Consider the following 12,975-nt stretch of genomic DNA (forward strand, 5'->3'; position numbering starts at 1 on the left):
CTTTCTTTTGTTGCTTTAGACAAAAGAAAGTGACCCGCCGCTTTAGTGGCGGAAGCTTTTGATCCTGCTTGCAGCTTTGAGGCTCTAGAGCCTTTAAGGCAAAGGCAACAGCTTTCGTCCACAAGCGGCCGAGTTACTTTCTTTTGTCTAAAGCGACAAAAGAAAGGTAACCAAAGAAAAACGCTTTTTTTGAATCAAGGGCCCGCAAGTGCGGAGCTTACGCAGGCATGCGCCACACGAGACATCCTGTCTCGGTGGCGCACGGCGCACATCCATGTGCGCCGCCCTACGGGTGTCCTGTTGCTAACGCGAGTTACAAGCCTCGCAGCGCTGGAAGGTAGGCGCGACCTCAAGCGAAAGCGGCATGGACTACCTGTAGGAGCGGCGCAAGCCGCGACCGCGAAAACACAACCACGACGCCGATTTCGACTCAACCCGGTGCCCACCGTTCGGATCGAATCAAGCTCCCACAAAAACGCCGGCCCGCGATCGCATCGCGAACCGGCCCCATTACCAAACCTCAACGCACCTCGAACTCATAAATCCGCGTAGCCGGATCGCCGTTCTGCGTAGGCGTGGTCACATTGAGCTTGATGTAACGCGCCGACGTCGCCGTGATCGCATGCGTCGACGTGCTGGCGGTGTTCGCGGTCGAGCTCACAGGCGTGCTCCAGGTGCTGCCGTTGCTCGAGGTCTGGATGGTGAACGCCTTGCTGTTCCAACTGGTCGACTCGCCGCCCGCGCCGGCATGCTTGACGGTGAAACCGCTGACCGTCTGCGCCGAACCCAGGTCGACCTGCAGCCACGCCGGCGAAGCGAGCGAACAGAACTTGTCGGTGTTGCCACCGGAGGTGCTGCCGTTGACCGCCTTCGCCGCCGATTCGCTGCTGTTGCACGCGGCCGAACTGGTGACCGGTTTGTTGAGCGCCAGGTTGACGTTGCCCGCGCCCACCGACACCGTCTGGGTCTTGGTGTGGCTGGCGCCGCCGTTGTCGGTGACGGTCAGGCTGACGGTGTAGTTGCCGGCGCTCGCGTAGGTGCGCGAAGGATTGGTCGCGGTGGACGTGCCGCCGTCGCCGAAGTTCCAGCTGCGCGAGGCGATGCTGCCATCGGCGTCGCTGGAGGAATCGCTGAAATTCGCGGTAAGCCCGCTGATGCTAACGCCGAAGTTGGCCACCGGCGCGGTGTTGCCGCTGAGCGCGTTGTTGATCGCCGCCGCGTATTGCGCGCTGGTGCCCTGCGCCCAGCAGGCCTGGATGTCGTCGTATAACCACAGGAAACCGCCGCTGATGCCGGCGCTGGTCTTCCAGCCGGCCATGCGCGTGTTGACCTGCGCTGGGCTGTCGCCGGCGCTGCAGCCGCTGCCGTGCTTGGTCCACAGGCCGGGCATGACGGTCATGCCCATCGCCGTGTTCCAGGTGGCCGGGTTGTTGCCGGCGCCGCCGTCGTAGACCTGCAGGTAGATGCGGTCGACCGAGGCGCCCAGGTTGTCTTTCACGCCCTTCCAGAAGCTTTGGTTGGTGTAGGGCGCGAAGGTGATCTTGTAGCCGAGCCCGACCAGCATCTGGCCGAAGGTGGTGGTGTCGGCGACGTTGTAGTGGCTCTCGTCGTCGAAGTTGACCGCGTCGGCGCCGGTGGCGGTCTTCAGCGCCTGGAAATTGCGGTACAGGATGCTGCCGCTGCCGGTACCGCAGACCAGGGTGGTGCCGCAGCCGGCGGCGGTGCCGTTGGCCAGCTTGGCCATGCGCTCGAAGTCGGGCACGCCCCAGGCGCCGATCGAGACCTCCACGCGCTTGACCGAGGTCGGCGCGGTTTTCAGCGTCGCCAGTCGCGCCGGCCAATCGGCGTCGGCGCCGACGTAGGCGCCGTTCTTGACGATCGGGATGTCGTTGTAGACCAGATCGCCGTTGTCCTCGATGTGGATGCTCCACAGGAACACCGTGGTGAAGCCCGAGTTGCGCAGATCGTTGATCACGGTCTGGCCGCCGGAATAGAACGGGCCGCCGCCGAAGATCGCCGATTCGGCGCCGATCGCGGCCGGCGCGGCCAGGGCGAGCGTCAACGCGGCGAATGCGGGCGCGACCCGGCGGAGGGTGGCGGGCGGTTTCTGGTTCGACTTCGACATGGAGCGATCCCCTGCGATGAGCGTCGGTGGCGACGCAATGGCGGCAATGCGCGTTCCCGTATCGCGATGGCGGGCGCGGCACGGGAACGCAGTCCTTGTCGCCGTGCGGCGACGCGGCGACAGTGCGAGCGCGGATTTCGGCGTGTCAACATTTGGATCGATTTAAATCGGGCAAAAAGGTCTAAACCCAGGTCCGCGGCGAAGTTTTTCCAGAGCAATCAATGCGCTGTCGCCTCGTGGCGGGCAGTGCGCGAATTCGAACGTGTCCACAGAACCAGGCCGTGCCGCGTTGCGCCGCAGCACGCTTGTGCGCGTCCGTGTCGCCGGTCGCATTCGTTGCAATGGCGACATGCCGGCGGCGGACAGGCGCATCGGCGAGGCCGCTGCGATGCGCTCGCGTACGATAGCGATCCCGCCCATGAGTCGAGACCGCCCCGCAATGATCCGCGTCGATGCCCTGTTGCGTGATGCGCGCGCGCGCGTCGAATCGGCCGACGCCGAGTTGCTGCTGTGTCACCTGCTGGACAAGCCGCGCGGTTGGCTGTTCGCGCACGCCGACGATGTGCTCGACACGCAGACCGTTGCAGACTACGCCGCGTTGATCGAACGCCGCGCGAACGGCGAGCCGGTGGCCTATCTGACCGGCCGGCGCGGGTTCTGGCGCTTCGATCTACAGGTCAGCGAGGCGACCTTGATCCCGCGGCCGGAAACCGAACTGCTGGTCGAACTGGCGTTGCAGCGATTGCCCGAGTCGGGCGCGCTCAGCGTCGCCGACCTGGGCACCGGCAGCGGCGCGATCGCGTTGGCGCTGGCCTGCGAGCGCGCGAATGCGCGGGTGATCGCCGTCGATGTCAGCCCGGCCGCGTTGGCGGTCGCGCGCGCCAACGCGCATGCGCTCGACTTCGGCAACGTGGAATTCCGCCTGGGCGACTGGTTCGCGCCGCTCGCCGGCGAACGCTTCGATCTGATCGCGAGCAATCCGCCGTATATCGAAACCGGCGATCCGCATCTGGCCCAGGGCGATCTGCGCTACGAGCCGGCCGGCGCGCTGGCGTCCGGCGCCGACGGCCTGGACGCGATCCGGATCATTGCGCGCGACGCGCCCGCGCATCTGCGCGCGGGCGGCTGGCTGTTGATCGAGCACGGCTGGGAACAGGGCGAGGCGGTGCGTGCGTTGCTGATCGCCGCCGGCCTGATCGACGCGGCTACGCACAAGGACTGGGAAGATCGCGACCGGGTGACGTCGGCGCGCAAGCCGACCGAGGCGGGCTGAGCGGGCGAAGGTGCGGCGACCGCGTTGGGTCAGGACAGGTCGGCGTTGACGAAGTCGACGATCGCCGGCACCACCTGGGGCGAGCGCTCATCGCGATACAGGCCACCGAGCGGCGCCATATGACCCGCACCCGGGAGCAGGATCAGCCGCGCCGAACGCCCGTGTGCGCGCAACTTGTCGGCCAGTTCGACGCTGTCGCGCGACTCGACCACCCGATCGCCATCGCCGTGGATCAACAGGAACGCCGGCTCGTCGCCATCGACGAAGTTCAGCGCCTGCGCTTGCGGCCATTGCGCCGGTGGCCCGAACACCTTGCGGTATTGGCCGGTGATTTCGAAATCGTAGGGTCCGGACAGGCCGATGATCCCGGCGATCTCGTTCATGCGCACGCCGCGTTGCTGCAGATAGCGCGCATCGGTGCCGAGCAGGGCGGCGATCTGCGCGCCGGCCGAGTGCCCGGCGATGAACACGCGTTGCGGGTCGCCGCCGTACGCGCCGGCATTCGCCCGGGCCCAGGCCACCGCGCGCGCGCCATCGTCGACGAAGTCAGGGAACCCGGCGCGCGGCCAAGTGCGGTAATCGGCGACGATCGTGAGCACGCCCTGCCGGGCCAGGCGCCGGCCGACAAAGCGGTACTGCGCGCGGCTGCCGCGCTGCCAGCCGCCGCCGTAGAAGAACACCACCACCGGCGCGGCGCGCGCGGGCGCCGGTTGCGGCCGATAGATGTCCAGCGACAGCCCCAGTTCGGGCGCGTACACCGCGTTGGCCTCGGCCGGCGGCAGACCGCGGTTGATGTAGCCGAACAGCGCGCGCTCGCAGCCGCTGCTGAGCAACGCGGCGAGGGCGATCATCAAGGTGGTGAACGATCTGAGCAGTGACGGCATCGTGACGGGGTCCGGGTGGCTGCGGGGATGGGCGCGCGGGCGAGCGGCGAGTGATCGCTGTTGCCAGGGAGATACGCCTGTTTGGCCGGTGTGGATGCGTTGGCTCGCGTCGCCGACGACGCGCGTCTGCACGATGCTCATTCGTGGTGGGCTTGTGGAGGAGACCGCTTTGGGAATGACGGCCTGGAGGGATGACCCTGAAGTCTCCCGACATTCGGCCGCACCGAATAAGCCAAAATCCACTTTCGCGAAGCGACGTCATCCAATCACGACGCGTTACGAGCCATACCCCAACCCACGCCCTAGCTGCACCGCCACGCCGCTCGTTAGACTGCACCCCTCCCCGACTGCGAGATCTGCGATGCGCACGCTCTATCCCGAGATCGAACCCTTCGACACCGGCACGATCCAGGTCGACGATCGTCACAGCCTGTATTACGAACAGTGCGGCAACCCGAACGGCAAACCGGTGGTGCTGCTGCACGGCGGCCCCGGCGCGGGTTGCAGCCCGAAGATGCGGCGCTTTCACGACCCGGCCAAGTACCGCATCGTGCTGTTCGATCAGCGCGGCGCCGGTCGGTCCACGCCGCATGCGGATCTGGTCGGCAACACCACCTGGGATCTGGTCGCGGATATCGAAAAACTGCGCGTGCAGCTCGGTATCGAGCGTTGGCAGGTGTTCGGCGGTTCGTGGGGCGCGACGCTGTCGCTGGCGTACGCGCAGACCCACCCGCAACGCGTCACCGAGCTGGTCCTGCGCGGCATCTTCATGCTGCGGCGCTGGGAACTGGAATGGTTCTACCAGGAAGGCGCCTCGCGCTTGTTCCCGGATGCGTGGCAGCACTACCTCAAGGCGATTCCGCTGGTCGAACGCCACGATCTGATCAGCGCGTTCCATCGCCGCCTGACCAGCGACGACGAGCAGACCCGGCTCGACGCCGCGCGCGCCTGGAGCGTGTGGGAAGGCGCGACCAGTTTCCTGCATGTCGACCAGGACTTCGTCAGCGGTCACGAAGACGCCAAGTTCGCGCTGGCGTTCGCCCGCATCGAGAACCACTACTTCGTCAACGGTGGCTTTTTCGAAGTCGAGGATCAGTTGCTGCGCGACGCGCACAAGATCGCCGACATCCCCGGGGTGATCGTGCACGGTCGTTACGACGTGGTCTGCCCGCTGCAGAACGCGTGGGATCTCAAGCAGGTCTGGCCGAAGGCGGAGCTCAACATCACCCCGGCCTCGGGCCATTCGGCGTTCGAAATCGAAAACATCGACGCGCTGGTGCAGGCGACCGATCGTTTCGCCTGATCGGCTGAAGACTTGAGCGCGGCGTCGGGCTTCGGCCCGCCGCCGCCGGCGAAACCGCTTGACGGCTGCGATAGCGGCCGCGCCATCGCAGCGCGCCGTGCGCGCCGTGCGCGCCGAGGTTTTCGCTGGCGCATGCCGCCGATTGCCGGCTGCGCCGTCGCGTTTTGATCCACTCACGCCGAACGTGGCGTAATTAATGTGCGTAGGCGTGGCCTGTTCACTACAGGCCATCGCTGAATTTCGCGCGAATCGCGGCACAACTAACTCATAAAGTCCCGCCGCGCCCCCTTCGCACCGCTGCTTTTCAGCCGAAATCACATCGCCGGCACGACGTGCGCGGCCCCTGGCCGTTTGCTTGACATTTCTCCGATCGGGGTGTGATTCTCTAATCAGAATAAATATTTCACGAGTTTTTTAACGTCGCGGCGGTGTGGGGATTTCGTCGGCGGCGATTTGAGTGGGGGCGGACGCGCTGCGTCCGGGTCACGAGGGTGCGGGGCAGGGGATGTCGAAGAACAGTTCACTACATCGGCCAGGTCAGCCGTGGGCGCTGGTGCCGTTGCAGCAATTGCTGGAACAGCCCGACTCGTCCGACGCGCGGTCTCGCTACATCGCCGAGGGTGACGATCCTCAATTCGAGGTGCGCGCGGCTCAGGGCGGCGCGTTGCCGGCGACCGGCTGGTATCTGCTGACGGTGGATTTCGATGTCGACGACGGCGCGATCGTCGCGCCATGCCTGTACCCCGATTACGGCAGCGGCCTCAACGAATCCATTCGCATCGACCTGGCCGATCCGAGCGCGGACGGACGCTCGCGCACGGTGATCGTGATCGGCCCGTCGCTGCTGGCGCTGCGTTTCGATCCCACCGAATGCGGTGCGCGCTTCGGCCTGCGCCGTTTCGATTTCCAGCCTATTTCACGCGTGCGCGCAGTGTTCGAAATGCTGCGCGGCATCCAGCGCATCACCCGGCGCTTGCTGTGGGAAGACGCGCTGACCGCGTTCGCGTTGTTTCTCAGCCGGGCCTTGCGCGGCAAGGTCGGCGCCGGCGGCGAACTGCTCGCGCAACGCTACCGCCGCACCCTGCGCCAGCGCGCGCATTCGTATCAACAGTGGCTGGCGCGGTTCGGCGGCCATCTGTCCGAGCGTGCCGGCGCGGCATCGATCGACCCGGCCGGCGACGGCCCGCTGATCTCGATCGTGCTGCCCGTGCGCGACACGCCGCTGCCCTGGCTGCGCCGCTGCATCGACAGCGTGCTCGCCCAGACCTACCCGAACTGGCAACTGTGTATCGCCGACGACGCCTCCTCCTCGGGCGCGGTCAAGCGCCTGTTGCGCGGCTACGCCAGCCGCGACCCGCGCATCGCCGTGCATTTTCGCGAGAACCACGGGCATATCTGCGAGGCGAGCAATAACGCGATCGATCTGGCGCGTGGCGAGTTTATCGGTTTCCTCGATCACGACGACGAACTGCATGTCGATGCGCTGCGCGAAATGGCGCGGGCCATCGCCGAACATCCCGATGTGCGCTTGCTGTACTCCGACGAGGACAAGATCGACGAATCGGGCGATCGCTACGAGCCGCACTTCAAGCCGGCCTGGAATCCGGACCTGCTGTGCGGGCAGAACTATGTCTGCCATTTCACCGTGATCCAGGCCGAACTGGTGCGCGAGCTGGGTGGATTGCGCCCCGGCTACGAGGGCGCGCAGGACCACGATCTGATCCTGCGTTGCGCCGAACGCATCCGGCCCGATCAGATCGTGCATGTGCCCAAGGTGCTCTATCACTGGCGATCGAGCGGCGAATCCACGGCGCAAAGCGGCGGCAGCAAGCCGTACGCGCTGGATGCGGGCCGGCGCGCGATCGAAGATCACCTGGGCCGCACCGGCGTGGACGCGAGCGTGCAGGTCACCGCGCACGGCTACTACCGCACCGTGCGCAAACTCGGCGCGGCGCCGCCGCTGGTGTCGGTGCTGGTGCCGACGCGGGACCGCGCCGATCTATTGAAGAAGTGTGTCGCCAGCTTGCTTGAGCGGACGTCCTATCGCTCCTACGAAATACTGGTGATCGACAACGGTTCGACCGAGCCGGCCGCGCTGACCTATCTCGATCAGCTGCGGGCGCGCGAGCGTGTCCGCGTGATCGAGTACCCGGGCACATTCAACTTTTCCGCGATCATCAATCATGGCGCGCGCCACGCGGTCGGCGGCGTGCTGTGCCTGCTCAACAACGACACCGAAATCATCGCCGCGCACTGGCTGGATGAACTGGTGTCGCATGCCACGCGTACCGAAGTCGGCGCGGTCGGCGGGATGTTGTATTACCCCGGAGACACCATCCAGCACGCGGGGGTGATTCTCGGCGTCGGCGGTATCGCCGGCCACGCGCACGTCCACCTGCGCCGCGGCAGCAATGGCTACCTGGGTCGCGCCGGTGTCGTGCAGAACATGAGCGCCGTCACGGGCGCTTGCCTGGCGTTACGGCGCGAAGTGTTCGACGAGGTCGGTGGCATGGACGAAGGCTTGGCTATCGCCTTCAACGACATCGACCTGTGCCTGCGTATCCACGAACGCGGCTATCGCAATGTGTGGACACCGTTCGCCGAGCTGTACCACCACGAATCGGCGAGCCGCGGACACGAAAACACGCCGGAAAAACGCGCGCGCTTCCGCGCCGAGACCGACATCATGCGCCAGCGCTGGGGCGACCTGTTGCTCAACGACCCCGCCTATAACCCGAACCTGTCGTTGAACAGTCTGCATTTCGAGCTGGCGTTTCCACCGCGTTCCATGGCCAGCCGCGTCTCGGGCGCCGTTCGGCCTGCCCATTGCTTACTGGTGAGCCCATGAGCCTATTGTTCACGCATCTTCTGGACAGCTTGAGGCGACCTGACCATTGGGTCTATGGAAGCTGGCTGGATACCGTAGTCAAATACCGAAAGACTCGCTTGGGTATTGTCTGGCTGCTGATTCCCACGGTCGTATACATCTGGGGCATCGGCGGTTTTCTGGCCGCGTTGCAGCCAGGCGTTAGCGTGCCGAATTTTCTGGCGCACGTCGGCATGGGCTTCCTGGTATTCAGACTGTTGTCGACTGTGCTGATCGACGCTACATCGGTTTTCGCCAACAGCCAGTCCTACATCTATGACGGTCATCTGCGCCTGACAGATTTCGTTCTGCGATCCGTGGCGCGGTCGTTCTATTATTTCCTGCTTTCCCTGCCCGTGGTCTCGATTGCCGTACTGGCTTCGCCGCAATTCGACCCGGCTGGACTGGCGCCATCGATCGCGGGCATGGCGGTGGTTGTGCTGAACCTGTTTCTCTACGGCGTACTGTTTTCGATCGCGGGCGCTCGCTTCCCGGATCTGCACGAACTGATGGGCAGCGCGATCATGGCGTTGTTCTTGATCACGCCGATTGTCTGGTACTCAAGCGCGGCTTCTTCGGAGACCTTGCATGGCCAGTTGATGCGATTGAATCCGCTGTATCACTTGCTGGCAGTGGTGCGTGGTCCGTTGCTCCAGGAAACTGTCGAGCCGACGACCTATGCCTATCTGGGCGGGCTGACGATGGTGGGCGTATTCCTTGCGTCCATTGTCTACGGCGCGAAGGCACGTCGCGTGCCGGTTTGGCTTTGAGGTTGAAACCATGACTGTATGTCTGAACGTCCATGAAGTATCCCTGGAACTGCCTTTGGATCTGCAGCGTGGATCGACCGCGGGCGCCATGGGTTTTAAGGCCGCGCTATCCGGCAGTGTGCGTCGCTATGCCACCGTGTTGTCGCGAATCCAATTTGCCGCTCGCGAGGGCGACAGAATTGCGTTGATCGGATTGAATGGCGCGGGAAAGAGCACGCTGCTGCGGGTGCTCAACGGCGCGTTCGCTCCCACCCGTGGTTCGGTCGAGCGTCGCGGCACCATGCAATCTCTGCTCAACGCGACAATTGGATTTTCGGAGTATGCGTCGGTCACCGAAAACATCATTCTCCGCGGCACTGCGATGGGTCTGCGACGCCGACAGCTTTTGCACGCAATGGAAGACATCCTGGACTTCTCCGGCCTGCGCGATCGCGCGAATTACCGATTGCACACCTTGTCGTCCGGACAGCGAATGCGCTTGGGGTTTGCAATATCCACCTGCGTTCAGCCCGACATTTTGCTGATGGACGAGTGGATCGCCACTGGCGACGCCGCGTTCATGGAGCGTGCGCGAAGCCGCATGGAAGACAGATTCAATCACAGCAGGATCGTGGTGCTGGCAAGCCACGGAATAGAGCTGCACAGGCGTGTGTGCAACAAGGCGCTGGTGATGGACAACGGAAAAATGCGCTATTTCGGCGATATGGAAGAAGGCATAGAGGCCTATCGCGACATCGTTTCCAGGGTCGGCGCGCAGTTGCAAGCGCAGGCCCGTGCATCCGATCCCTTGTTGTTTGGACACGCCACGGGTGTGGTTGAACGGGTGCGCATCGTGGAAAGCGGCATCGAGCTGGAAGGTTGGGCGACCGACGACCGGGGCGGCGAGGTCGGCATGATCCTGGTCGAAGCAAACGGCGTTCGCGAAATGCTGGAGCCCGAGCGAGTGGATCGCCTGGACGTGCGCCTGCATCTCGCGAAGAAGTCGGGCCGCTATGGATTTCGGGTGACGATGCTCCGGCCGACGCGCTTCGACCCCGATGGATTCATCGGCACCTTGAGGGTCAGCGTCGGCCGATTGGCGGGGAAGACCGGTGCGCCGTTGCCTCTGGCAAGCGCCGCGCTGATCGAAATCAATTGACGCAATTGGCGAAATAATAATGTTCAAGAAGGCGGCGATAAAGGCGGTTGAAAAAGTGGGAAACGCGTCCGTGCTGAACGATGTCGTCAGCGTGGTTGTACGTTTCCATGACATACGCGAATTGCCAAAGCTGGAGCGGGCAATCCAAAGCCTGCATGCGCAGACAGACGCCGCGATTCAACCCATCGTGGTGACGCAGCGGTTCAGCTCATCGGATGTCGAGGCCACTTCGCGTGCGGTCGCCAGGCAGTGGTTCTTCGATTGGTTACCCGCCGCCGCGGTGATCAACTATTCGGACGAAGGGATGGGCGATGCGCGTTCGGATCTGATGAATCTGGGAATTCAAAGACATCTGAAGCTCGGCAATCGCTTCCTGGCGTTCCTGGATTACGACGACATTCTCTACACGCATGCCTACAGAATCCTGAAGCGACCGCTGCTGGAAACCCGGGTGGCGGTTTCATTTGCCGGCATCGAGATGGCGCACGCGGTCGGCATGCGCGATTACGACTTCATATACGACATGAGCTATCCGTTCGTTGGCAAGAACAAGATGGATTTGGTCAAGGACAATTTTTGCCCTCTGCATTCGTATCTGATCGATTGTTCGAAGATTGATCCCTGTGAGCTGTATTTTAGGAGCGAGCTGAGCCGGGTCGAGGACTACGACTTCCTGCTGCGCATCGCCGGGCCCAACCCTTGCGATTTCTCCGCCCTCGGTTGCCGCATAGGCATTTACATCATCCGCAGCGATCACAGCAACAGCACGCCGAGCAATAACGGAAGCGAGGAGGATCGCGAAAAGCAACGGGTATGGAAGCACAATCGCGATCGCCTGAACGCCTTGCGCAGTACCTATCAAGTGAAACTGTTCGCCTCGGATTTTTGATAAATGTTGAACGAAAAACTGGCCGAAATGGCATTGTTGCGTGAGTCGGGCTTGTTCGATCCCGAATATCTGGCGCGGGCCATAGGCGTGGACCTGACCAAGGCGGCGAGTGTCCCGGTCGAATTCATGTATCTCGAGAGCCGAGATTACTGGGGCGCTGCCACGTCCGCGCTGTTTAACGGGCGCTACTATCTGGACAGCAACCCGGATCTGGTCGTAAGCGACGTCAATCCGCTGTTGCACTACGTTACGCATGGCTTCTTCGAGGGGCGTGCGCCGTGTGTCCTGTTCGACATGGACTACATTCTCGAACAGATTCAGCCAGGTTCGAGCGGATGGGATCTGGAACGAAAGCGCGAGCAGTTCAGTCGGTTTCGCGGGTTACGCCACATGTTGCAGTGCACCGACGTCGATCCGGGCCCGTTCTTTGAGAATGCGGTATATCGCCAATCCGAAGGCCGACCGGTAGTGACCTCCGAGGACATTCCCTTGGAGCGCTATCTCAACGTCCGAGGGCGCTGCGATGCCGGATATCTGGAATGCAGCTCGCTGGCATCCATGGCGTACTACATGTCAAATAATCTTGACTTGGAGCAGGCCAACGTCGTCCCATTGATGCACCTGATCCAGTATGGACTCGCCGAAGGGCGACGATTCGCGCCCGACGAGCGGGTCAGTGCCCAGTTCCTAAGGAACTCCGCGCATCTGTCAGGAAACGATGCGTTTCGCAGCGTCAAGGGATTCCTCGCGCACACCAGGGGAACCGGACGCATCGCCGGACCGGCGTGGCCGACACCCTATGCCCGCGATTCGCTGCCATCCCTGCGTCATCGAGCCCACGAACGTCGTCGCGATGCGTTCATTGGGATAGTGCTTTACAACAATAGCGAGGACGAGCTGAGGCGTCTGGATGCGTCGCTGCGAAATGAAGTGCGCATCAGCGACGGCTATCGTATCGATTGGATGTACTACGTGAACGATACCGAAAACCTTCCGCAATATCGAAAGGTTCTGGGCGACAGGATCATTTTCGACGAGAACTGCGCGAATATCGGCTTTGGTCGCGCGCACAACGAATTGATGAGGCGCTGCTTCGATACGGATAGGCTGTACATCGGGGCCAACCCGGATGGGTACTTCACGCCGGGTTGCATAAAGGCCTTGGTTGATTTTTCTGACTTCCACGAAGATCAGGCCTTGATCGAGGGAAGCGCGGCGCCTATCGATCATCCAAAATGGCACGATCCGGTGACTCTGGACACCGCGTGGGTTTCCGGTGCTTGCTTCGCGCTGCCCTACAAGCTTTGGACGCAGGTCGGCGGGTTCGACGAAAGGATTCATATGTATTGCGAGGATGTGGATCTGTCGTGGCGTGTCAGGCTGATCGGTGGCTACCTCAAGGTGTGTCCGGCAGCCCGGTTCGTGCACGACGTCACGCCGAGATTCATCGGCGACAAGGCATCGACGACCGAGCGCAGCCGGCAGCAGTCGATGCTGGCCGGCGGTTACTACCTGGCCCGGAAATGGGGTGGGGACGAGCAAGCACAACGATTGCGCGAGGAGTTCGGTCGACTGGTCGGTCGTGACAATCTCCATCTTCTCGAAGAGCCGGTGTTCGAGATGGATCGCAAGATCGCGAGAAAGGTCGCGGATTTTTCCCTGCCACGATTCGCTCCGTCGCGGTTCTGGAACTGACATGCGTCGCTCGATCGATCATCCAGACAACG

At 63.1% G+C, this 12,975-nt stretch carries 9 protein-coding genes; 7 read left to right on the forward strand and 2 right to left on the reverse strand.

What is annotated here, in order from left to right; translation table 11 throughout:
- Positions 1–520 precede the first annotated feature (520 nt).
- Positions 521–2,125, reverse strand: a complete 1,605-nt coding sequence (locus AC3A4T_RS22395) for a PKD domain-containing protein (protein WP_487677429.1) — start codon at positions 2,123–2,125, stop codon at positions 521–523.
- 418 nt (positions 2,126–2,543) lie between these two features.
- Here AC3A4T_RS22395 and prmC point away from each other — a divergent pair, with 418 nt between their 5' ends.
- The gene (prmC, locus tag AC3A4T_RS22400) at positions 2,544–3,398 is read left to right on the forward strand and encodes a peptide chain release factor N(5)-glutamine methyltransferase (RefSeq protein WP_487677430.1); all 855 of its coding nucleotides are present in this window, start codon (positions 2,544–2,546) and stop codon (positions 3,396–3,398) included.
- Between the two features lie 29 nt (positions 3,399–3,427).
- Here the strand turns inward: prmC and AC3A4T_RS22405 are convergent, their stop codons facing one another.
- The gene (locus AC3A4T_RS22405) at positions 3,428–4,282 is read right to left on the reverse strand and encodes an alpha/beta hydrolase (protein ID WP_487677431.1); all 855 of its coding nucleotides are present in this window, start codon (positions 4,280–4,282) and stop codon (positions 3,428–3,430) included.
- A gap of 361 nt (positions 4,283–4,643) precedes the next feature.
- On the opposite strand from AC3A4T_RS22405, the gene pip reads away from it, so the two are divergent.
- The 6 genes from pip (at position 4,644) to AC3A4T_RS22435 (ending at position 12,943) form a co-directional block, all read left to right on the forward strand.
- A complete protein-coding gene (gene pip / locus AC3A4T_RS22410; protein WP_487677432.1) occupies positions 4,644–5,585 on the forward strand; it encodes a prolyl aminopeptidase in 942 nt (313 codons plus the stop codon).
- A gap of 505 nt (positions 5,586–6,090) precedes the next feature.
- Positions 6,091–8,433: a glycosyltransferase family 2 protein gene (locus AC3A4T_RS22415; RefSeq protein ID WP_487677433.1), complete on the forward strand. Its 2,343-nt coding sequence runs from the start codon at positions 6,091–6,093 to the stop codon at positions 8,431–8,433.
- Positions 8,430–9,221 carry an ABC transporter permease gene (locus AC3A4T_RS22420; RefSeq protein ID WP_487677434.1) on the forward strand — a complete coding sequence of 264 codons (792 nt, stop codon included), beginning with the start codon at positions 8,430–8,432 and terminating at the stop codon, positions 9,219–9,221. The genes AC3A4T_RS22415 and AC3A4T_RS22420 overlap by 4 nt, the downstream gene beginning before the upstream one ends.
- A gap of 10 nt (positions 9,222–9,231) precedes the next feature.
- The gene (locus AC3A4T_RS22425; RefSeq protein ID WP_487677435.1) at positions 9,232–10,359 is read left to right on the forward strand and encodes an ABC transporter ATP-binding protein; all 1,128 of its coding nucleotides are present in this window, start codon (positions 9,232–9,234) and stop codon (positions 10,357–10,359) included.
- A 19-nt stretch (positions 10,360–10,378) separates the two neighbouring features.
- Positions 10,379–11,248 carry a glycosyltransferase family A protein gene (locus tag AC3A4T_RS22430; RefSeq protein WP_487677436.1) on the forward strand — a complete coding sequence of 290 codons (870 nt, stop codon included), beginning with the start codon at positions 10,379–10,381 and terminating at the stop codon, positions 11,246–11,248.
- Positions 11,249–11,251: 3 nt separating this feature from the next.
- A complete protein-coding gene (locus tag AC3A4T_RS22435; RefSeq protein WP_487677437.1) occupies positions 11,252–12,943 on the forward strand; it encodes a glycosyltransferase family protein in 1,692 nt (563 codons plus the stop codon).
- The last annotated feature ends 32 nt before the right edge of the window (positions 12,944–12,975 follow it).

It is taken from the genome of Lysobacter sp. Soil_N_51, from assembly GCF_057655755.1.